This window comes from Variovorax sp. FW305-3-2-15-B-LB1, from assembly GCF_058787635.1.
Genome location: NZ_JBYSZY010000020.1, coordinates 23,959 through 44,008 on the forward strand (window position 1 = coordinate 23,959; position 20,050 = coordinate 44,008).

The 20,050-nt window shown below is 68.3% G+C and carries 19 protein-coding genes and 1 tRNA gene; 8 read left to right on the top strand and 12 right to left on the bottom strand.

What is annotated here, in order from left to right:
• Positions 1 to 13 precede the first annotated feature (13 nt).
• The 9 genes from AC3WQR_RS14675 to AC3WQR_RS14715 form a co-directional block, all read right to left on the bottom strand.
• Entirely contained in the window at positions 14 to 715 is a 702-nt protein-coding gene (locus AC3WQR_RS14675) for an ABC transporter ATP-binding protein (protein WP_492742490.1), read from the bottom strand.
• A complete protein-coding gene (locus tag AC3WQR_RS14680) occupies positions 715 to 1,467 on the bottom strand; it encodes an ABC transporter ATP-binding protein (RefSeq protein WP_062470295.1) in 753 nt (250 codons plus the stop codon). The genes AC3WQR_RS14675 and AC3WQR_RS14680 overlap by 1 nt, the downstream gene beginning before the upstream one ends.
• On the bottom strand, positions 1,464 to 2,447 hold the full coding sequence (locus AC3WQR_RS14685; RefSeq protein WP_095743074.1) for a branched-chain amino acid ABC transporter permease: 984 nt from the start codon (positions 2,445 to 2,447) through the stop codon (positions 1,464 to 1,466). The genes AC3WQR_RS14680 and AC3WQR_RS14685 overlap by 4 nt, the downstream gene beginning before the upstream one ends.
• Entirely contained in the window at positions 2,444 to 3,316 is an 873-nt protein-coding gene (locus AC3WQR_RS14690) for a branched-chain amino acid ABC transporter permease (protein ID WP_062470301.1), read from the bottom strand. The genes AC3WQR_RS14685 and AC3WQR_RS14690 overlap by 4 nt, the downstream gene beginning before the upstream one ends.
• 106 nt (positions 3,317 to 3,422) lie before the next feature.
• Complete coding sequence (locus AC3WQR_RS14695; RefSeq protein ID WP_307582577.1) at positions 3,423 to 4,598, bottom strand: ABC transporter substrate-binding protein; 1,176 nt, start codon at positions 4,596 to 4,598, stop codon at positions 3,423 to 3,425.
• Entirely contained in the window at positions 4,595 to 5,419 is an 825-nt protein-coding gene (locus tag AC3WQR_RS14700) for an alpha/beta fold hydrolase (RefSeq protein ID WP_492742491.1), read from the bottom strand. The genes AC3WQR_RS14695 and AC3WQR_RS14700 overlap by 4 nt, the downstream gene beginning before the upstream one ends.
• Positions 5,416 to 6,969 (bottom strand): benzoate-CoA ligase family protein, encoded by a 1,554-nt coding sequence (locus AC3WQR_RS14705; protein WP_492742492.1) that lies wholly within the window; start codon positions 6,967 to 6,969, stop codon positions 5,416 to 5,418. The genes AC3WQR_RS14700 and AC3WQR_RS14705 overlap by 4 nt, the downstream gene beginning before the upstream one ends.
• Positions 6,970 to 6,999: 30 nt before the next feature.
• On the bottom strand, positions 7,000 to 8,550 hold the full coding sequence (locus AC3WQR_RS14710) for a 3,4-dehydroadipyl-CoA semialdehyde dehydrogenase (protein ID WP_492742493.1): 1,551 nt from the start codon (positions 8,548 to 8,550) through the stop codon (positions 7,000 to 7,002).
• Positions 8,547 to 9,041, bottom strand: coding sequence for a 4-hydroxylaminobenzoate lyase (locus tag AC3WQR_RS14715; protein WP_095743078.1), 495 nt, complete (start codon positions 9,039 to 9,041; stop codon positions 8,547 to 8,549). Before AC3WQR_RS14715 ends, AC3WQR_RS14710 begins: the two co-directional genes overlap by 4 nt.
• Before the next feature lie 168 nt (positions 9,042 to 9,209).
• Between AC3WQR_RS14715 and AC3WQR_RS14720 the strand changes: the two genes are divergently transcribed.
• From AC3WQR_RS14720 to AC3WQR_RS14740, 5 genes are all read left to right on the top strand, one after another.
• On the top strand, positions 9,210 to 10,157 hold the full coding sequence (locus AC3WQR_RS14720; protein ID WP_095743079.1) for a helix-turn-helix transcriptional regulator: 948 nt from the start codon (positions 9,210 to 9,212) through the stop codon (positions 10,155 to 10,157).
• 448 nt (positions 10,158 to 10,605) lie between these two features.
• Entirely contained in the window at positions 10,606 to 12,279 is a 1,674-nt protein-coding gene (gene boxC / locus AC3WQR_RS14725; protein ID WP_492742494.1) for a 2,3-epoxybenzoyl-CoA dihydrolase, read from the top strand.
• Between the two features lie 34 nt (positions 12,280 to 12,313).
• Positions 12,314 to 13,741, top strand: coding sequence for a benzoyl-CoA 2,3-epoxidase subunit BoxB (gene boxB, locus AC3WQR_RS14730; RefSeq protein ID WP_062470322.1), 1,428 nt, complete (start codon positions 12,314 to 12,316; stop codon positions 13,739 to 13,741).
• A gap of 50 nt (positions 13,742 to 13,791) precedes the next feature.
• Complete coding sequence (boxA, locus tag AC3WQR_RS14735; protein WP_062470507.1) at positions 13,792 to 15,072, top strand: benzoyl-CoA 2,3-epoxidase subunit BoxA; 1,281 nt, start codon at positions 13,792 to 13,794, stop codon at positions 15,070 to 15,072.
• Between the two features lie 10 nt (positions 15,073 to 15,082).
• On the top strand, positions 15,083 to 15,529 hold the full coding sequence (locus AC3WQR_RS14740) for a MaoC family dehydratase (RefSeq protein ID WP_492742495.1): 447 nt from the start codon (positions 15,083 to 15,085) through the stop codon (positions 15,527 to 15,529).
• A 97-nt stretch (positions 15,530 to 15,626) separates the two neighbouring features.
• On the opposite strand, the gene AC3WQR_RS14745 is transcribed toward AC3WQR_RS14740, so the two are convergent.
• Positions 15,627 to 16,103 (bottom strand): hypothetical protein, encoded by a 477-nt coding sequence (locus tag AC3WQR_RS14745; protein ID WP_062470328.1) that lies wholly within the window; start codon positions 16,101 to 16,103, stop codon positions 15,627 to 15,629.
• A gap of 249 nt (positions 16,104 to 16,352) precedes the next feature.
• On the opposite strand from AC3WQR_RS14745, the gene AC3WQR_RS14750 reads away from it, so the two are divergent.
• The 3 genes from AC3WQR_RS14750 to AC3WQR_RS14760 all read left to right on the top strand — a co-directional run bounded on the left by AC3WQR_RS14750 (position 16,353) and on the right by AC3WQR_RS14760 (position 17,845).
• The gene (locus AC3WQR_RS14750) at positions 16,353 to 16,814 is read left to right on the top strand and encodes an Rrf2 family transcriptional regulator (protein ID WP_492742496.1); all 462 of its coding nucleotides are present in this window, start codon (positions 16,353 to 16,355) and stop codon (positions 16,812 to 16,814) included.
• Entirely contained in the window at positions 16,804 to 17,706 is a 903-nt protein-coding gene (locus tag AC3WQR_RS14755; RefSeq protein ID WP_492742497.1) for an NAD(P)/FAD-dependent oxidoreductase, read from the top strand. Before AC3WQR_RS14750 ends, AC3WQR_RS14755 begins: the two co-directional genes overlap by 11 nt.
• Positions 17,707 to 17,769: 63 nt before the next feature.
• A tRNA-Gly gene (locus tag AC3WQR_RS14760) sits at positions 17,770 to 17,845 on the top strand.
• A 55-nt stretch (positions 17,846 to 17,900) separates the two neighbouring features.
• On the opposite strand, the gene fahA is transcribed toward AC3WQR_RS14760, so the two are convergent.
• Positions 17,901 to 19,223, bottom strand: coding sequence for a fumarylacetoacetase (gene fahA, locus AC3WQR_RS14765; RefSeq protein WP_492742498.1), 1,323 nt, complete (start codon positions 19,221 to 19,223; stop codon positions 17,901 to 17,903).
• 2 nt (positions 19,224 to 19,225) lie between these two features.
• Positions 19,226 to 20,032 (bottom strand): cyclase family protein, encoded by an 807-nt coding sequence (locus AC3WQR_RS14770; RefSeq protein ID WP_492742499.1) that lies wholly within the window; start codon positions 20,030 to 20,032, stop codon positions 19,226 to 19,228.
• Positions 20,033 to 20,050 lie beyond the last annotated feature (18 nt).

A 20,050-nucleotide genomic window follows, 5' to 3' on the forward strand; every position in this document is an offset into this window, starting at 1 on the left:
CCGCCACGCGTGCTCACACGCCCAGCAGTTCCTCCAGCACCTGCGGCTCGGCCAGCAGGTCGGCCGACGCCCCATGCCGCACGATCTGTCCCTTCTCCATCACCACCGCGAGGTCGGTGTGCGCGAGCACCTTGCGGTAGTCGCGGTCGACGATCAGCGTGGCGATGCCCGTCGCACGGATTTCGCTGATCACGCGCCAGATCTCGGCCACGATCAGCGGGGCGAGGCCTTCGGTGGCTTCGTCGAGGATCAAGAGGCGCGGGTTGGTCATGAGCGCGCGGCCGATGGAGAGCATCTGCTGCTCGCCGCCCGACAGCTGCTGGCCGCCGTGCGTGAGCCGTTCCGACAGGCGCGGGAAGGTGGCCATCACGCGGTCGAAGGTCCAGGCGCGCTGGCCGTCGACGCCGGCGCGTTCGCTCATCACGAGGTTCTCGCGCACCGACAGGTTCGGAAAGATGCCGCGCCCCTCGGGCACGTAGCCGATGCCCAGGCGCGCCATCTTCTCGGGCGGCAGGCCGGTGACGGTGCGGCCGTCGACCTGCACCTCGCCGGAGGCCGGGCGCACGTAGCCCATGATCGTGCGGATGAGCGTGGTCTTGCCCATGCCGTTGCGCCCGAGCAGGCCGACGGAGGTCGCCGCGGGAATGCCGGCGTGCACGCCGCGCAGGATGTGGCTGTTGCCGTAGTAGGTGTTGAGGTCGCGAACGATCAGCATCAGTGTTGCTCCTCGCCGAGGTAGGCCGTGCGGACCTCGGGGTTCTCGCGAATTTCTTGTGGGTTGCCCGTGGCGATGACAGTGCCGTTCACCATCACCGTGATGCGGTCGGCGATGCGGAACACGGCGTCCATGTCGTGCTCCACCAGCAGGATGGCGTGCGTGGCCTTCAGCCGCGCGAGCAGCGTGAGCATGCGGTCGGTCTCTTCCGCGCCCATGCCGGCGAGCGGTTCATCCAGCAGCAGCACGCGCGGGTGGGTGGCCAGGCACATGGCCACTTCGAGCTGGCGCTGCGCGCCGTGGCTCAGCGTGCCGGCGACGCGCCGGGCTTCGGCCGTGAGGCCCGCCGCTTCGAGCGCGGCGTCGGCCGAGGCGTTGCTGGTGGCGCAGCGCTGCGACGACTGCCAGATCGCCCACGGTTTTGCCGTGGCGGCCTGCGCGGCGAGGCGGCAGTTCTCGTGCACCGTGAACTCCGGGAAGATGGTGGTGCGCTGGTAGCTGCGGCCCACGCCGTCGCGGGCGCGGCGCGATTGCGCGCGCGCGGTGATGTCGACGCCGTCCAGCGCGATGCGGCCTTCGGAGGCCTCGATCTCGCCCGAGAGCATGTTGATGAGCGTCGACTTGCCGGCGCCGTTGGTGCCGATCACCGCATGCACCTCGCCGATGTGCAGGTCGAGCGTGACGGCGTTGACGGCCGTGAGGCCGCCGAAGCGGCGCGTGAGCTTGTCCACGGACAGCAGTGCGGCGGTCATGCGCCCCCCTTCGGCGACAGGCGCTGCACCAGGCCGATCAGGCCCTTGGGCAGCAGCGCCACGAACACGATGATGGCAATGCCCAGCGTGAGCTGCCAGTGGTCGGCCAGCGGGCCCATCACGGCGTGGGTGGAGAAGATTTCCTTCAGCAGCGTGAAGGCCACGGCGCCGATCACCGCACCGCGCAGGTGGCCCAGGCCGCCCAGGATCACCATCAGCAGCACCTCGCCCGAGTTGTGCCAGGCCATCAGCTCGGGGTTGACCACGCCGTCGCGCGAGGCCAGCAGAAAGCCCGCGAGCCCGGCCAGCGCGCCCGCGAGCACGAAGGCCGCGAGCTTGTAGCCGTACACCGCGAAGCCCGCCGCGCGCATGCGCTGCTCGTTCACGCGGATGCCCGCGAGCGCGGCACCGAAGCGCGAGCGGCGGATGAGCGCCAGCAGGCCGTAGGTGAACACCAGCGCCGCCAGCACCACGTAGAACAGCACCGTGCGGTTCTCCATGTCGAGCGCGCCGAGGGCCGGGCGCACGTACAGGTAGATGCCGTCGCTGCCGCCGCCGACCTTGGTGTCGTGAAACACGAAGAAGGCCATCTGCGCAAAGGCCAGCGTGACCATGATGAAGTACACGCCGCGCGTGCGCAGGCTCAGCGCGCCGACGAACAGCGCATACAGCGCCGCCGCGCCCATCGACAGCACCAGCAGCACTGCGAAGTTGCCGCCCTCGTTGCCCGAGGCCAGCACGGTGACGTAGGCGCCGATGCCGTAGAAGGCCGCATGGCCCAGGCTCACGAGCCCGGTCATGCCCACCAGCAGCTCCAGGCTGAGCGCGAAGATCGACAGGATCATCACCTTGACGATGAAGTCCGACGCGTAGTTGCCCAGCAGCGGGCCGGCCACGCCGAGCGCGATGGCGCACAGCACGGGCACGATGAAGGCACCACGCCGCGGCGACGAAGGTGCGGATGCAACCACCGGGCTCATGGCCGCCTCCCCATCAAGCCTTCGGGCTTCCAGATCAGCACGATGGCCATCAGCAGGTAGATGCCGATGCCCGCCAGGTCGGCGAAGAACACCTTGCCGAAGGTGTCGACGAAGCCCACCAGCAGCGAGGCGACGAGCGCCCCCGTGATCGAGCCGATGCCGCCGATCACCACCAGCACGAAGCAGATGATGAGCACGCTCGCACCCATGTTGGGGTACACCGAGGACATCGGCGCGGCGATCATGCCGGCCAGCGCCGCCAGCGCCACGCCTGCCGCGAACACGATGCGGTACAGCCGTTTCACGTCGATGCCCAGGCCGCGCACCATGTCGCGGTTGCTCGCGCCGGCGCGGATCATCATGCCCAGGCGCGTGCGGTTCACCACGTAGTACAGGCCCACGGCCAGCACGATGCAGGCGGCCGAGGCAAACAGGCGATACCACGGGTAGCTCATGACGTTGCCCAGCGCGAAGCTGCCGTCCAGCCACGCGGGCACCTTCACGCCGTGCACGTCGTTGCCCACGAAGATGGAGCGCAGTTCCTCGAACACCAGGATGAGCCCGTAGGTCATGAGCACCTGCTGCAGGTGGTCGCGCTGGTAGAGGTAGCTGAAGAAGGCCCACTCCAGCACGTAGCCGAAGATCGCGGCCAGCACCACGCCGGCCACCAGCATCAGCAGGAACTGGTCGCCGAACAGCGGCGCCAGCGAGAACGCCATGTAGGCGCCGATCATGTAGAAGCTCCCGTGGGCGAGGTTGATGACGCCCATGATCCCGAAGATCAGCGTCAGCCCCGAGGCCACGAGAAAGAGCAGCAGGCCGTACTGAACGGAGTTCAGGCACTGCACGAGAAAGGTTCCGAAATCCACCGTGAGATCCCAGTTGAGTGTGGTTGCCGCAAGGCGGCTCGCAGCCCCGTGAACTTGATCGGGGGCCGCGAGGGAACGAGAGAGAACCGAAGGCCCGTGGCCCTGCTTACATCCGGCAGCCGCGAGCCGGATCGGAGAGACCCTTGATCGCGGTGCTCACCAGCTTGTTTTCCTTGCCCTCGACCTTGCGCAGGTAGATGTCCTGCACCGGGTTGTGCGACTTGCTCACCGTGAAGGTGCCGCGCGGGCTGTCGATCTTCGCCTTCTCGATCGCGCCCGTGAACTCGGCCTTCTTCGAGATGTCGCCCTTGGTGGCATTCAGGCCCACGCCCAGCATCTGCGCGGCGTCGTAGCCCTGCACCGCGTACACGTCGGGCTGCAGCTTGAACGACTTGGCATACGCCACGCGGAAGGCGTTGTCGCGCGGCGTGTTCAGGCCGTCGGCGTAGTGCAGCGTGGTGAGCATGCCTTGCGCCGACTCGCCCTGCGCGTCGAGCGTGCCGTCGGTCAGGAAGCCGGGGCCGTACAGCGGGATGGTCTTGTTCAGGCCGGCGGCCTGGTAGTCCTTGACGAACTTCACCGCGCCGCCGCCCGCGAAGAAGGCGTACACCGCATCGGGCTTGGCCGCCGCGATCTCGGTCAGCAGCGCCTGGAACTCCACGTTGGGGAAGGGCAGCGTGAGCTGCTTGTCGACCTTGCCGCCGTTCTTCTCGAAGCCTTCCTTGAAGCCGTTGACCGACTCTTCGCCGGCCGCGTACTTCCAGGTGATGGTCATGACCTTCTTCTTGCCCTGCTGCTTGGCCGCCACTTCGCCCATGGCGTAGGCCGGCTGCCAGTTGCTGAACGAGCTGCGGAAGATGTTGGGCGCGCACATCGGGCCCGTCACCGCGTCGGCGCCGGCGTTCGGCACGATGAGCACGGTGCCGCTTTCCTTGGCGGCCTTGGCCATGGCCATCGCCACGCCCGAGTGCACGGTGCCGACGATCACGTCGACGTTGTCGCGCTTGATGAGCTTGTTGACGTTGTCGGTGGCCTTGGCCGGGTCGGACTCGTCGTCGACCTTGAAGTATTCGATCTCGCGGCCGGCCAGCTTGCCGCCTTGCTGTTCCACGTAGAGCTTGAAGCCGTTTTCAATGGCCACGCCCAGGGCGGTGTAGGTGCCGCTGTAGGGCAGCATGAGGCCGACCTTGAGCTTGCCGGTGCCTTGTGCGCCGGCCGCGGAGGCCAGGGCGGCGAAGGCGATGGCCGTGAGCGCCAGGCGCGCGGTGCGAAGGTTCGTCATGGTGTCTGTCTCCTGTTGTTGGTGATGAAAGAAGCGGTCGCGACGATGACACGATCCGGCTGATCGCGATGCGGGGAATGCCCGCATTCAGGGATTTCGAGCAGCTCGCAAATCCCACCAACGCGCGGTGTGATGTCGCGGATCTGCGCGAGCGTGCCGTACTCGTCGTCGATGCCCTGCACCGCGAGCACGGGGCAGCGGATGGTGGCCAGCTCGGCCTCGATGTTCCAGTCGCGAAAGGGCGGGTGCAGCCAGATGCGGTTCCAGCCCCAGAAGGCCGAGTCGGCGCTGTCGTGGTAGCGGCCGAGCTTGGCGGGCAGGTCGGTGCTGCGGTAGGCGGTGCGCGCGATCTCGATGTTCGCGACGGTCTTGTCTTCCACGAAGATGTGCGGCGCGAGCACCACGAGGCCCGCGACCCTGTCCGAAAAGCGCGAGGCGTACAGCAGCGAGATCGAGCCGCCGTCGCTGTGGCCGAAGAGCCAGGGTTTTTCGTCGCCGAGCTTCAGCGCGGCGAACAGCGCGGGCAGCACCTCGTGCGCCTGGCGGTGCATGAAGTCGACGTCCCAGATCTCGTCCTCGGCGCGCGGCGTGGAGCGCCCGTAACCGGGGCGCGAGAACACGAGCCCGCGCGCGCCGGCGGCCTCGCAGACCTGGGCGGGGAAGTCCTTCCACATCGCGACGGAGCCCAGGCCCTCGTGCAGGAACACGATGAGCGGGGCGCCGGCGCCGCGCTCGGGGGCGATCCACTGGCACTCGATGCGCACGGTGCGCCCGCGCCAGTCGATGGTGGCGAAGTCGGTGGCAACCGTCGGCGTGCTCATGCCTGCTTCTCGCGTTCGCGCAGCCGGAAGCGCTGGATCTTGCCGGTGGCCGTCTTCGGCAGCTCGCTCACGAACTCCAGAAAGCGCGGGTACTTGTAGGGCGCCAGGCGCTCCTTCACGAAGGCCTTGAGCTCGTCCTCGGTGGCCGCGGCGCCGTCTTTCAGCACCACGAAGGCCTTGGTCTTCGTGAGCCCGTCGGCGTCGTCCTTGCCGATGACGGCGGCCTCGAGCACGGCCGGATGCTGCATCAGCGTGGCCTCGACCTCGAAGGGCGAGACGTAGATGCCGCTGACCTTGAGCATGTCGTCGCTGCGCCCGGCGTACGTGAAGTAGCCGTCGGCGTCGCGCGTGTACTTGTCGCCGCTCTTGGTCCAGCCGCCCTGGAAGGTGTCGCGCGACTTCTCGCGGTTGCACCAGTACATGAGCGCCGAGCTCGGGCCGCGGATGTACAGGTCGCCCACCTCGCCGTTGGGCACGGGGCGGCCGTCTTCGCCGCGCAGCTCGACCTCGTAGCCGTCCACCGGCTTGCCCGTGGTGCCGTAGCGCACGTCGCCGGGGCGGTTGGAGATGAAGATGTGCAGCATCTCGGTCGAGCCGATGCCGTCGATGATCTCGCAGCCGAAGTGCGCCTTGAAACGCTGTGCGATCTCGCCCGGCAGTGCTTCGCCGGCGGACGAGCACATGCGCAGCGCCACGGCTTCGCGCGCCGGCAGCTTCGGCGAGGCGAGCATGCCCGCGAAGCCGGTGGGCGCGCCGAAGAACACGGTGGGCTTGTGCTCGGTCCAGCGGCGGAAGGTGGCGTCGGGCGTGGGGCGCTCGGCCATCAGCACCACGGTGGCGCCCACCGACAGCGGGAAGGTCAGCGCATTGCCCAGGCCGTACGCGAAGTACATCTTGGCGGCCGAGAAGCACACGTCGCCTTCGGTGAGGCCGAGCACGGGCTTGCCGTAGAGCTCGGCGGTCCACCACAGGTTGGCGTGCGTGTGCACCGTGCCCTTGGGCTTGCCGGTGGAGCCGGAGGAATAGAGCCAGAAGCCGGGATCGTCCGACGCGGTGGGTGCCGGTGCGGGCAGGGGCTCGGCGGCGGCGAGCGCGGCCTCGAACTCCTGCGCGCCTTCGGGCAGCGGGCCCGTCGGTTGCGACACGAACAGCGTCTGCACTTCATGGCCGCCGCGCGCCATCGCATCTTGCAAGGTCGGCAGCAGCGCGCCCGACACCAGCACCGCCTGCGCACGGCTGTGGTCGAGCATGTAGGCGTAGTCGTCGGGCGTGAGCAGCGTGTTCACGGCCACGGGCACGATGCCCGCGTAGAGGCAGCCCAGGAAACTCACGGGCCAGTCGTTGCCGTCGAGCATGAGCAGCAGCACGCGCTCTTCGCGGCGGATGCCTGCGGCCTTCAGCGCGGCGGCCAGGCGGCGCGCGCGGTCTTCGAGCTGGCCGTAGCCCAGCGTGCCGCGGTCGTCGATGTAGGCGGTGCGTTCGGCGCGGCCGCGGTTGAGGGCGAACAGGTGTTCGGCAAAGTTGAATCGTGCGGGCAGGCTGCTGTTCATCGTGTGTCTCCTTGGGGCCTGTGCGTGGCGCTAGAGGCCGAGGGCGGCGAGCACGCCGGGGCTCGCCTGCACCGCGCTCCTGCGGTGATAGAAATCGAGCGCGCGCAGGCCGCCCAGTTCGGCGCCACCGCCCGCGCGGCCGGGGCCGCCGTGCAGCGACATCGGCATCACGTTGCCGTGGCCGGTGTGGGCCTGCGCCACCTCGGGCGTGATGACGTGCACGCGGCCGTGGCTCGGCGCGACCGACAGCGCGGCCTGCGCCAGCGCGGCGTCGTCGCTGCCGTACAGCGAAGTGACGAGCGAACCCTGCCCACGGTGCGCGAGCGCGATGCCGTGTGCCAGGTCGTTGTAGGGCAGCAGCGTGGCGACCGGGCCGAACACTTCCACGTCGTGCACGCGCTGCGCCGCGTCGGCGTCGCGCGCGCCCAGCAGCACGGGGCCGATGCAGGCGGCCACGGCGGGGTCGGCGTCGATGAGGGGCTTGTTGCTGCTGTCGTGCAGCACGGTGGTCTGCGCGGCCAGTGCGTCGAGGCCGTCGCGCACCGCGTTCAGCTGTGCGCGGCTCACGAGCGAACCCATGCGCACGTTCTCGTTGCGCGGGTTGCCGACGGTCACGCCTGCGAGTTTGGCTCCGATGGCTTCGGCGGCGGCGTCGTACACCTCGGCCGGCACCAGGATGCGGCGGATGGCGGTGCACTTCTGGCCCGACTTGACCGTCATCTCGCGCACCACTTCGCGCACGAGCAGGTTGAAGGCCTCGCTGCCGGGCGCGGCGCCGGGCAGCAGCAGGGCGCTGTTGAGGCTGTCGGCCTCGATGTTCACGCGCACCGAGCGCTCGGCCACGGCCGGGTGCGAACGGATCACGGCGGCCGTCTCGGCCGAGCCGGTGAACGAGACCACGTCGAAGGGCTGGAGCTGGTCCATCAGGCCGGCCGAGCTGCCGCAGATGACCGACAGCGCGCCGGCCGGCAGCACGCCCGCATCGACCACGTCTTTCACCATGCGCTGCGTGAGCCAGGCGGTGGCCGTGGCGGGCTTCACGATCACGGGCACGCCCGACAGCAGCGCGGGCGCGGCCTTTTCCCACAGGCCCCACGAGGGGAAGTTGAAGGCGTTGATGAACAGCGCCACGCCGTGCGTCGGCACCTGCAGGTGCTGCGACTGGAACACGGGCTCCTTGCCGAGCTTCACGGCCTCGCCGTCGCGCAGCGCGCGCACGTCGCCGAGCGCATCGCCCCACTTCGCGTACTGGCCGAGCGTGAAGATCGCGCCGTCGATGTCGACGGCCGAGTCGTTCTTCACCGTGCCGCAGTTCGCGGTGGCGATCTCGTAGTACGCGTCGCGGTTGGCCTGCAGCACCTTCACGAGCGCGGCGAGCAGGCCGGCGCGCTGGCGGTAGGTGAGGGCGCGCAGCGCGCGGCCGCCTTGCTCACGCGCAAAGGCGAAGGCTTCGGGCAGGTCGAGGCCGGTGGCGTCGACGCGCGCGAGTTCGGTGCCGAGCACCGGGTCGAACAGGGGCGTGCCGGCGCCCGTGCCGCTTTGCCAGCGGCCGGCGACGTGGTTGGCGAGAAGGTCGGTCATGAAGTGAACTTGATCTGCCCTTCGGGCAGGAGGTACAGGACGAGCGCGCGGCCCTGGGCCACGGTCGGGCGGTGTGCGGTGCCGGGCCCGTAGACGCACCAGCCCGCGGGCCGGCCGTCGAAGGTGGCGGCGGGGGTGTCGTCCAGCGGCATGATCAGGTCGATCTCGCCGTTGGGGTGCGTGTGGTGCGGGCCGGCGAGGTCCTGCATGTCGACCACGTCGACCGAGAAGCGGTGCAGCGCGTCCTCGGCCTTGAAGACGCGGCCGTACTTGATGCCGCCGCCTTCGCGATCGCACAGCCAGCCTTCGGCGACGCCGCCGATGCAGGCCTGGCGCAGTTGTGCAAAACGGGCGCTGCCGGCGCCGTGGGTGGCGTTGAGCCACTGGTCGAGCGTGGCGTCCAGCGGCTGGCCGGCGATCTCGGCGGTCAGGTCGGCGATCAGCTGGTGAAATGCCGCCTTGCCGGTGGCGGGCGTGGGGGTGTCGGACATCGTGGGCCTCGAACGGATGAACTATCGTCTTCTTGCAGGAAGTCTGCGTGTGCAGTATCTTGCGTGTGATCGAACAATAAGCAGCGAGACAACAGGTGTCAAGCAATATAGTGCATCCATGGTGTTTACCCTGAGCGCGCACAATCCCGGCGAAGAACGAGGAATGGCATGAACGAGCATGTAGACGCGGTGCTGGCCACCGCGCCCGAGGGCGGCACCGGCAACAACCACGGCGCCGCCGTGGCCGGGGAGGCCAAGAACCCACTGCTGGTGGCACTGGGCGACCGCGTGCGCAACCTGCGCGCGCAGCGCGGCCTCACGCGCAAGGCGGTGGCCCTGTCGGCCGACGTGTCGGAGCGCCACCTGGCGAACCTGGAATACGGCATCGGCAACGCATCGATCCTGGTGCTGCAGCAGGTGGCCGGGGCGCTGCACTGCTCGCTGGCCGAGCTGGTGGGCGACGTGACGACCAGTTCGCCCGAGTGGCTGCTGATCCGCGAACTGCTGGAGCACCGCAGCGAGGCCGACCTGCGCCGCGTGCGCGTGGCGCTCGGCGAGATGCTGGGCACGGCCTCGGTCGACCCGGCGCGGCACCGGCGCATCGCGCTCGTGGGGCTGCGCGGCGCGGGCAAGTCGACGCTGGGGCAGATGCTGGCCGAAGACCTGGAGATTCCGTTCATCGAACTGAGCCGCGAGATCGAGAAGCTGGCGGGTTGCAGCGTGCGCGAAATCCACGACCTGTACGGCACCAACGCCTACCGCCGCTACGAGCGCCGCGCGCTGGAAGAGGCGGTGCAGATCTACAGCGAGGTGGTCATTGCCACGCCCGGCGGCATCGTGTCCGACCCGGCCACGTTCAACGAGCTGCTCGCCCACTGCACCACCGTGTGGCTGCAGGCCGCGCCCGAGGAGCACATGGGCCGCGTGGCCGCGCAGGGCGACACCCGCCCGATGGCCGCCAGCAAGGAAGCCATGGAAGACCTGCGCCGCATCCTGAATGGGCGCGCCGCCTTCTATTCGAAGGCCGATCTGTCGGTCGATACCAGTGGGAAGACGTTGCCGCAGAGCTTTCAGGCGCTGCGCGCGGTTGCCCGGCAGTCGATGGGGTTGGCCTGAGTTTTCGCTTGCTGGCGTTGGGGCGTTCGCTGTTCAGGGCGACGCTCCCGCCGACGGGGTACCTTGCTCCGCGAATGTCCCCCGGGGCTTCGCCCCTCCTCCTTGATTTCGCTGCGCAAGGCACCCCATCGGCGTGAGCGTTTTCAGAGCGGTGGTTGATCGGCCGTGGCCCGACCGCGTGCCCCGTGCGCAGGGCACTGGGTGCTTCCCGCAGCGAAATCAAGGAGGAGGGCGAAGCCCGGGGGACATTCGCGGAGGGAAGTACCCGGTGTCCTGCGCACACCCCCTGACCGTCGTGCGACCCGCCCATCACTGAAATCTGAAAAAAAGCACAACAGGCATTGACTTGCCTGTTTGCATGCAGCATGATGCATGTCATCGGAACAAGGAAGTGCATTATTATTCCTGTTCACGGTTTTCTGAACACAGCCCCACAGGAGACTTCCGCATGACCGACACCACGCTCCAGGCGCCCCAGCGCGTCGACTACCGCATCGAACCCGCCCAGTACCGCCACTGGTCGCTGAGCTTCGACGGCGCCATTGCGCGCCTCACGCTCGACATCGCGGAAGACGGCGGCATTCGCCCCGGCTACAAGCTCAAGCTCAACAGCTACGACCTGGGCGTGGACATCGAGCTGAACGACGCGCTCAACCGCATCCGCTTCGAGCACCCCGAAGTGCGCAGCGTGATCGTCACCAGCGGCAAGGACCGCATCTTCTGCTCCGGCGCCAACATCTTCATGCTCGGCGTTTCCAGCCACGCCTGGAAGGTGAACTTCTGCAAGTTCACCAACGAGACGCGCAACGGCGTGGAAGACACCTCCAGGCACTCGGGCCTGAAGTTCCTCGCGGCCGTGAACGGCGCCTGCGCCGGCGGCGGCTACGAGCTGGCGCTGGCCTGCGACGAGATCCTGCTGGTCGACGACCGATCTTCTTCCGTCTCGCTGCCCGAAGTGCCGCTGCTCGGCGTGCTGCCCGGCACCGGCGGCCTGACCCGCGTGACCGACAAGCGCCACGTGCGCCACGACCTCGCCGACATCTTCTGCACCAGCGTCGAAGGCGTGCGTGGCCAGCGCGCGGTCGACTGGCGCCTGGTCGATGCCGTGGCCAAGCCCGCACAGTTCCCCGCCGCCGTGCAGGAACGCGCCACCCAACTCGCCGCCGGCAGCGACCGCCCCGCCGGTGCCAAGGGCGTGGCCCTGACCCGCGTCGAGCGCACCGACAGCGCCGATGGCATCGCGTATGCCAACGTCAATGTGCAGATCGATCGCAGCAAGCGCACCGCGACGATCACCGTGAAGGCGCCCACCGGCGCGCAGCCGGCCGACATCGCCGCCATCGAAGCCGCGGGCGCCGCCTGGTGGCCGCTGGCCGTGTGCCGCGAGCTCGACGACGCCATCCTCAACCTGCGCACCAACGAACTCGACGTCGGCACCTGGCTGCTCAAGACCGAGGGCGACGCTGCCGCCGTGCTCGCATCGGATGCCGTGATGTTCGCGAACAAGGACCACTGGCTGGTGCGCGAAACCATCGGCGCGCTGCGCCGCACGCTGGCGCGTCTGGATGTGTCGTCGCGCAGCCTGTTCGCGCTGGTCGAGGCCGGCTCATGCTTCGCCGGCACGCTGGCCGAGCTGGCCTTTGCGGCCGACCGCACCTACATGCTCGCGCTGCCCGACGACGCCGCGCGCGCGCCGAAGCTCACGCTCAACGAATTCAACTTCGGCTTCTTCCCGATGGTGAACGACCAGAGCCGCCTGCAGCGCCGCTTCTACGAAGAGGCCGCACCGCTCGAAGCCGCGCGCGCCGCCGCCGGCCAGGCGCTCGACGCCGACGAAGCCGTGAAGCTCGGCCTCGTCACCGCCGCACCCGACGACATCGACTGGGACGACGAGATCCGCATTGCCATCGAAGAGCGCGCCGCCATGTCGCCCGACGCACTCACCGGCCTCGAAGCCAACCTGCGCTTCGCCAGCAAGGAGAACATGGCCACCCGCATCTTCGGCCGCCTCACGGCCTGGCAGAACTGGATCTTCAACCGCCCCAACGCCGTCGGCGAGAAGGGCGCCTTGAAGGTCTACGGCACCGGTCAAAAAGCCGGCTTCGACCTGAACCGCGTTTGAGCACAGAGCAGTCCGCACAACCCAAGGAACAACGATGAGCACGATCAACTACAGCGAGAAGATCCCCAACAACGTCAACCTCGGCGAAGACCGCACGCTGCAGCGCGCGCTCGAAGGCTGGCAGCCCAACTTCATTAACTGGTGGGACGACGTGGGCCCCGAGGGCTCGACCAACCACGAGGTGTACCTGCGCACCGCCGTGAGCGTCGACCCGCAGGGCTGGGCGCAGTTCGGCCACGTAAAGATGCGCGACTACCGCTGGGGCATCTTCCTGAACCCGGGCGACGCCAACCGCGAAGTGCACTTCGGCGACCACAAGGGCGAGAAGGTCTGGCAGGACGTGCCCGGCGAACACCGCGCCAACCTGCGCCGCATCATCGTCACGCAGGGCGACACCGAGCCCGCGTCGGTCGAGCAGCAGCGCCACCTGGGCCTCACCGCGCCGTCGATGTACGACCTGCGCAACCTGTTCCAGATCAACGTCGAAGAAGGCCGCCACCTGTGGGCCATGGTCTACCTGCTGCAGAAGCACTTCGGCCGCGACGGCCGCGAAGAGGCCGACGCGCTGCTGCAGCGCACCTCGGGCGACGCCAACAACCCGCGCATCCTGGGCGCCTTCAACGAGAAGACGCCCGACTGGCTCGCGTTCTTCATGTTCACCTACTTCACCGACCGCGACGGCAAGTTCCAGCTGGCCGCGCTGGCCGAGAGCGCGTTCGACCCGCTGGCGCGCACCACGAAGTTCATGCTGACCGAAGAGGCCCACCACATGTTCGTGGGCGAGAGCGGCGTGTCGCGCGTCATCGCGCGCACCGCGCAGGTGATGAACGAGCTCAAGACCGACGACGCGCAGAAGATCCGCGCCGCCGGCTGCATCGACCTGGGCACCATCCAGCGCTACCTGAACTTCCACTACTCGGTGACCATCGACCTGTTCGGTGCCGACCAGTCGAGCAACGCCGCCATCTTCTACAGCTCGGGCCTGAAGGGCCGCTACGAAGAAGGCAAGCGCGACGACGACCACGTGCTCAAGGGCCAGACCTACAAGGTGCTCGAGGTGAAGGACGGCCAGCTCGTCGAGAAGGACGTGCCGATGCTCAACGCCCTGAACGAAGTGCTGCGCGACGACTTCATCAAGGACTCGGTGGCCGGCGTCGGCCGCTGGAACAAGGTGCTCGAGAAGGCCGGCATTCCCACCCGCCTGGTCGTGCCGCACAAGGCCTTCAACCGCCAGATCGGCGCACTCGCCGGCATCAAGATGTCGCCCGAGGGCCGTGTGGTGAACGACATCGAATGGGCCGCCAAGCGCGACGAATGGCTGCCGAGTTCCGAAGACTTCGCTTTCGTGGCATCGTTGATGGGCCGCGTGATCGAGCCGGGCAAGTTCGCAGGCTGGATCTCGCCGCCGGTGATGGGCATCAACCGCCAGCCGGTGGACTTTGAATACGTGCGTTTCGGCTGAGCGTCTGGATATGAAGCCCTCGTCCCCACGGCGAGGGCATGGAGAACAACATGGACATGGTCGTTGAAGCCGGGGTCATCAAGCAGCACCTGATCGACCCCGAGATCTGCATCCGCTGCAACACCTGCGAGGCGACCTGCCCCGTGAACGCGATCACGCACGACGACAACAACTACGTCGTGCGTGCGGACGTCTGCAATGGCTGCATGGCCTGCATCTCGCCGTGCCCCACGGGCTCGATCGACAACTGGCGCACCATGCCGCTGGTGCGCGCGTACACCATCGAAGAGCAGCTCACGTGGGAAGAACTCCCCGCCGAGCTGTCGCCCGAAGAACTCGAAGCCGCGGGCGTGTCCGGCGCTGCGGCCGAGGCCGCGGAAGTGCCCGCCCAGACGCAGGCCCAGGCCGCCGTGCAGGGCACCGAGCCCGCCTTCAACTCCGCGCAGTACGGCGCCAGCGTGCCGCCCTGGTCGGCCGCGCACGCCTACACCAACCTCTTTCCGCCGAAGACGCCGACCACCGCCACGGTGGTGGGCAACTTCAACTGCACCGAGGCCGGCTTCGACAGCGAGACGCACCACATCGTGCTCGACTTCGGCGTGGTGCCGTTCCCCGTGCTCGAAGGCCAGTCGATCGGCATCGTGCCGCCGGGCGTCGACGCCATCGGCAAGCGCCACCATGCGCGCCAGTACTCGGTGGCCAGCCCGCGCAACGGCGAGCGGCCCGGCTACAACAACGTCTCGCTCACCGTGAAGCGCGTCACAGAGGACCACGAAGGCGACCCGGTGCGCGGCGTGTGCTCCAACTACGTGTGCGACCTCAAGGTGGGCGACACGGTGCAGGTGGTGGGGCCCTTCGGCGCATCGTTCCTGATGCCGAACCACCCCAAGTCGCACATCGTGATGATCTGCACCGGCACCGGCAGCGCGCCCATGCGCGCCATGACCGAATGGCGCCGGCGCCTGCGCAAGAGCGGCAAGTTCGAAGGCGGCAAGCTCATGCTGTTCTTCGGCGCGCGCACGCAGCAGGAGCTGCCGTACTTTGGCCCGCTGCAATCGCTGCCGAAAGACTTCATCGACATCAACTTCGCGTTCTCGCGCACGCCGGGCCAGCCCAAGCGCTACGTGCAGGACCTGATGCGCGAACGCGCCGCCGACCTGGCCGCGCTGCTCAAGGACGGCGCTAGCCACTTCTATGTGTGCGGCCTCAAGAGCATGGAAGAGGGCGTGGTGCTCGCACTGCGCGACGTGGCGAAGGAAGCGGGGCTCGACTGGGACACCGTCGGCGCGCAACTCAAGCGCGAAGGTCGTCTGCACCTCGAAACGTACTAAGCTGCGGCGGATGCAGTTCGCCGACTTCCACGCAGGCCAGGTCATCGAGGCCGGGCCCTATGTGCTCACCGAAGCCGAACTCGTGCAGTTCGCGCGGGCCTACGACCCGCAGTGGTTCCACACCGACGCCGAGGCCGCCGCCGGCAGCCCGTTCGGCGGGCTCATCGCGAGCGGCTGGCACACCTGCTCGATCGCGATGCGGCTGGTGGTCGAGGCGGCGCTGGCCGGTTCCGAATCGTTCGCGTCGCCCGGGCTCGAGCACGTGCGCTGGCCGAACCCCGTGCGACCCGGCGATGCGCTGCGGCTCGTGGCCGATGTGATCGAGGTGCGCCGTTCTGAAAAGCGCCCCACGCTTGGTATCCTGCGTTGGCGCTGGCGGCTGTTCAACCAGCGCGCGCTGGTGGTGCTCGACACCGAAGTCACCAGCCTCTTCAAGCTGCCTGCCCTCGACCTCTGAACGACACAAGCCCGCAACGCTTTAGCGCTGCGGGCTTGATTACTTGCGGAGCGATGCGCTGCAACAGCCGCGTCCGGCCGCTGCAGCTTGGACCTGCTTACTTCTTGTGCAGGTCGACCGCGCCCGAGCCCTGGGCCTTGCCGCTCGCCTTGGCGCCGGCCGTGGCCGGTTTCACGGCGCCGCCCACGGCGCCCGCGGCACCGGTCGCGCTGTTCACGGTGCTGCCCACGGTGTTGGTCACACCGCCGACGGCTTGCGTCGCGCCGCCCACGGCGCCGGTGGCACCGCCGACCGCACCCGTGGCCGTGCCGAGCACGCCACCGACGGCATTGCCCACGCCGCCGGTCGCGCCGGAGGTGGAGGTGTCCGCGTTGGCATCGGCCGACGCACCGGTCTGCGCGCGTGCACCTGCTGCGCCGCCTTGTGGCGTCGCGCCGGTGCTGCCCGAGGCCTTCACATCGGCGTTGACCCCCACGCCGACCCCGACGCCTTGCGCCTGGGCCGTCCCGCCGAGGGCCAGCAGGCCCGCCAGCATGGCGCCGATGAAGATGCGGTTGGTTGCATGTGTAGTCATGAGTGACAGTTCCTTTCGTTGCTGAGTCACGGTTTGCAGAACCGACCGGGGTTCGATCGATTCGGGGGCAACCATGACGGGCCGGCAGGTTGTCGCCATGTGCGGCGCGTTCGCTCGACGCTGTGGGAATCGGCCGTCGGCGGAATCGGGGGCCCGTGCGTTAGGGCGGCGTTTGCAAATCCCCGCCCGATCCGGGGTTTCTTGGAGCGATGCGCCACGTCATCGAAAACATGCAACTCATAATGTTGCATGAAACGAGACAGCAAGCTTTCCGGCGTGCTCCACGTGCTGCTGCACATGGCCGAGCTGGACGCCCCCATCACCTCCGAGGCGCTCGCCGCGGCGATGCAGACGAACCCCGTGGTCGTGCGAAGGCTCATGGCGGGGCTGCGGCAGGCCGGCTTCGTCAGCTCGGCCAAGGGGCATGGCGGCGGCTGGGTGCTGTCGTGTTCGCTGGGCTCGGTGACGCTGGGCGACATCCACAACGCCGTCGGCGCGCCTGCGCTGCTGGCCATGGGCAACCGCACCGAGAGCCCGGGCTGCATCGTCGAGCAGGCAGTGAACGCGGCGCTCGACGGCGCCTGCCAGGAGGCCGAGGCGCTGCTGCTGCGGCGGCTCAACGGGATCACGCTGGCCGATCTTTCCAGAGACTTTCATCGCCGCATGACGGGTGGCGGCTTCACCGCGAAGGACATCGCACATGCGTCATGACGCACTCATCGTGGGCGGCAGCTTTGCCGGCCTCTCCGCCGCCATGCAACTGGCGCGCGCACGCAGGAAGGTCTGCGTGGTCGACGCGGGCGCCCCGCGCAACCGCTTCGCCGCGGCCTCGCACGGCTTCTTCGGGCAGGACGGCATGCCGCCGCTGCAGATGATTGCCGACGCGCGCGAGAAGCTGCTCGCCTATCCGTCCGTCACCTTCGTCGAAGGCACGGTGACTGCGGCAATGGCCGATGGCGCGGAGGGCTTCACGGTTTCATTGAACAGCGGGGAACAGCTCTCGACGCGCAAGCTGCTGCTGGCCTTCGGCGTGCAGGACGGCCTGCCGGACATCGCGGGCCTCGGCGAGCGCTGGGGCCAAAGCGTGCTGCACTGTCCCTATTGCCACGGCTACGAGTTCGGCGACCGTCCGCTGGGCGTGCTCTTTCACAGTGCGCATCCGCCGGATCACGCGCTGCTGATCGCCGAGTGGGGCCCGACCACGCTCTTCCTGAATGGTGAGGAAGGGCCAGATGCCGAGGCACGCGCCCGGCTGCAATCACGCGGCGTGGCCGTGGAGCCCGGGTGCATCGCCGGCCTCGAAGGGCAGGGGACGGATCTGGCGGCCGTGCGCCTGGACGACGGCCGGCGCGTGCCGATCGAGGCGTTGTTCGTGGCGCCGCACACGCGGCCGGCCAGTCCGCTGGCCGAGCAGCTGGGCTGCGCGTTCGACGACGGCCCCACGGGCCCGGTGCTGCGCGTCGATGCGATGAAGACGACCACGGTGCCCGGTGTGTACGCGGCGGGCGATGTGGCGATGGCTTTTTCCAACGCCACGCTGGCCTCGGCCGACGGGCTGTTCGCCGGGGTGTCGATGCACCGCGCGCTGGTGTTCGGCGCCTGATTTCAAATTTTTTCGGGGGAAGATGGCAAACCGCCTCAAACCACCCTATAATCTGAGGCTCACGCGGGAATAGCTCAGTTGGTAGAGCGCAACCTTGCCAAGGTTGAGGTCGAGAGTTCGAGACTCTTTTCCCGCTCCAAATCGCATGAAAAAGGCCACCTCACCAGGTGGCCTTTTTCATTGGCGCGTCGCTTTCAACCTCGCGCCGGCAGCACGGTCCCCCGGCTCTCGCCGAAACCGATGCGCGCATGGCCGGGCTTCTCGCACCAGCCGCGCAGCAGCACCGCATCCCCGTCTTCCAGGAATCCGCGCGTTTCGCCGTTGGCCAGCGTCACCGGGCTTTGCGCCGCGCGGGTCAGCTCGATGATCGCGCCGGCCTCGCCTTCGCCGGGGCCCGAGATGGTGCCGCTGCCGAACAGGTCGCCCGGGTTCAGGCTGCAGCCGCCCACCGTGTGGTGCGCCACCATCTGCGCAATGCTCCAGTACTGATGCCGGAAGCTCGTTCCCGACAGGCGCGACGGCCCGGTCTTCTGCTGGCGCGCCTTTTCGCTTTCGAGCCACACCTCGAGCCGGATGTCGAGCGCGCCGCCTCCGCGGTTCGCGGTGCCTTCCAGGTACGGCAGCGGTTGCGGGTCGTTCGCGGGCCGCGTCCACGCCTGACGGTAGGGCGCCAGCGCTTCCATCGTCACGATCCACGGCGAGATCGTGGTGGCGAAGTTCTTCGCGAGGAAGGGCCCGAGCGGCGCCATCTCCCAGAACTGGATGTCGCGCGCCGACCAGTCGTTGAGCAGGCAGAGGCCGAAGATGTGTTCCTCCGCGCGTTCGAGCGGAATCGCCTCGCCCTGCGCATTGCCCTGGCCGATCCACACGCCCAGCTCCAGCTCGTAGTCGAGCCGCGCGCAAGCCTGGTACGTCGGCGCTTTCGCGCCGGGCGCCATGGCCTGGCCCATCGGCCGGTGAAAGCGCTGGCCGCTCACGCCGATGGTCGACACGCGCCCGTGGTACGCGGTCGGCACCCAGCGGAAGTTGGGCGTGACGTCGCCGTCGGGGTTCATCAGGCGGCTGATGTTCAGCGCGTGGTCGATCGAGGTGTAGAAGTCGGTGTAGTCGCCGATGCGCGCGGGCACGGTGTATTCGACCTCGGCCTGTGGCACGAGGCAGCCGCGCAGGTCGTCCGCCGTTGCGGCCGTTGCATCGCTGTGCAGCAACGCGAAAACCGCATGGCGCAGCGCCTGCCAGGCGGAGGGGCCGAGCGCGAAGAAGTCGTTGAACGCGGGCAAAGCAGCGGCGCGCGCCGCATCGAGCGCGAGGCCGTCGACATGCGATCCGGCGGCCAGCGCCGCGAGGTCGAGCACCTGATCGCCGATCGCCACGCCACCGCGAAACGGCTCGGGGCGGCCTGTGCGACGGAACATCGCATACGGCAGGTTCTGGATCGGAAAGTCGCTGCCCGCGACGTTGGCCGATGCGACCCAGCTGCGGGCGCCAACGTCGTGCGTGTGGTTGAGTTCGATCATGTTCAGACCGACGCCATCAGCGCGTCGTCGAAGATCGCCACCGCGCGCGTCCAGCCCGCCGAGGCGCCGCGGATCTTGTGCGGGAAGCAGCTGATGAAAAAGCCCGTGGGCGGCAGCACCTCGAGGTTGTGCAGCTTCTCGATGTGGCAGTAGCCGATGTCGCGCCCGGCCTTGTGGCCTTCCCAGATCAGCGAGGCGTCGTGCGTCTCGCCGTACTTCTTGGCGGTGTGCACGAAGGGCGCGTCCCAGCTCCACGCGTCGGTGCCCGTGAGGCGCACGCCGCGTTCCAGCAGGTACATGGTGGCTTCGTAGCCCATGCCCGCGCCGGCCGACACGTAGTCGGGGTTGCCGTAGCGCGAACCGGCGCGCGTATTGACCACCACGATCTCCAGCGGGTTCAGCGTGTGATTGATGCGCTTCAGCTCCGCTTCGACGTCGGCCGCCGTGACCACGTAGCCGTCGGCGAAGTGGCGAAAGTCGAGCTTCACGCCGGGCTGGAAGCACCATTCGAGCGGCACGTCGTGGATGGCGATGGCGGGCTTCTTCTCGCCCAGTGCCTTGTCCATGGTCGAGTGGAAGTGATACGGCGCATCGAGGTGCGTGCCGTTGTGCGTGGACAGCTGCACCAGCTCCACGGCCCAGCCTTCGCCGTCGGGCAGGTCTTCTTTCTTCAGGCCCGGAAAGAAGGGCTCGATCTGCTCGAAGGTGTTGTCGTGCGTGAAGTACTGGATCTTCGGCGCGAAGGCCGGCGGATCGGACAGCACGTCGTTTTCGAGAAAGATCGACAGGTCGACGAACTTGCGTGGCATGGCGAGGCTCCTTGTGGG

Coding starts and splice junctions, on each gene's coding strand:
- AC3WQR_RS14675 (WP_492742490.1), bottom strand. CDS start 715: ATGCTGATCGTTCGCGACCTCAACACCTACTACGGCAACAGCCACATC.
- AC3WQR_RS14680 (WP_062470295.1), bottom strand. CDS start 1,467: ATGACCGCCGCACTGCTGTCCGTGGACAAGCTCACGCGCCGCTTCGGC.
- AC3WQR_RS14685 (WP_095743074.1), bottom strand. CDS start 2,447: ATGAGCCCGGTGGTTGCATCCGCACCTTCGTCGCCGCGGCGTGGTGCC.
- AC3WQR_RS14695 (WP_307582577.1), bottom strand. CDS start 4,598: ATGACGAACCTTCGCACCGCGCGCCTGGCGCTCACGGCCATCGCCTTC.
- AC3WQR_RS14700 (WP_492742491.1), bottom strand. CDS start 5,419: ATGAGCACGCCGACGGTTGCCACCGACTTCGCCACCATCGACTGGCGC.
- AC3WQR_RS14705 (WP_492742492.1), bottom strand. CDS start 6,969: ATGAACAGCAGCCTGCCCGCACGATTCAACTTTGCCGAACACCTGTTC.
- AC3WQR_RS14710 (WP_492742493.1), bottom strand. CDS start 8,550: ATGACCGACCTTCTCGCCAACCACGTCGCCGGCCGCTGGCAAAGCGGC.
- AC3WQR_RS14715 (WP_095743078.1), bottom strand. CDS start 9,041: ATGTCCGACACCCCCACGCCCGCCACCGGCAAGGCGGCATTTCACCAG.
- AC3WQR_RS14720 (WP_095743079.1), top strand. CDS start 9,210: ATGAACGAGCATGTAGACGCGGTGCTGGCCACCGCGCCCGAGGGCGGC.
- boxC (WP_492742494.1), top strand. CDS start 10,606: ATGACCGACACCACGCTCCAGGCGCCCCAGCGCGTCGACTACCGCATC.
- boxB (WP_062470322.1), top strand. CDS start 12,314: ATGAGCACGATCAACTACAGCGAGAAGATCCCCAACAACGTCAACCTC.
- boxA (WP_062470507.1), top strand. CDS start 13,792: ATGGACATGGTCGTTGAAGCCGGGGTCATCAAGCAGCACCTGATCGAC.
- AC3WQR_RS14740 (WP_492742495.1), top strand. CDS start 15,083: ATGCAGTTCGCCGACTTCCACGCAGGCCAGGTCATCGAGGCCGGGCCC.
- AC3WQR_RS14745 (WP_062470328.1), bottom strand. CDS start 16,103: ATGACTACACATGCAACCAACCGCATCTTCATCGGCGCCATGCTGGCG.
- AC3WQR_RS14750 (WP_492742496.1), top strand. CDS start 16,353: ATGAAACGAGACAGCAAGCTTTCCGGCGTGCTCCACGTGCTGCTGCAC.
- AC3WQR_RS14755 (WP_492742497.1), top strand. CDS start 16,804: ATGCGTCATGACGCACTCATCGTGGGCGGCAGCTTTGCCGGCCTCTCC.
- fahA (WP_492742498.1), bottom strand. CDS start 19,223: ATGATCGAACTCAACCACACGCACGACGTTGGCGCCCGCAGCTGGGTC.
- AC3WQR_RS14770 (WP_492742499.1), bottom strand. CDS start 20,032: ATGCCACGCAAGTTCGTCGACCTGTCGATCTTTCTCGAAAACGACGTG.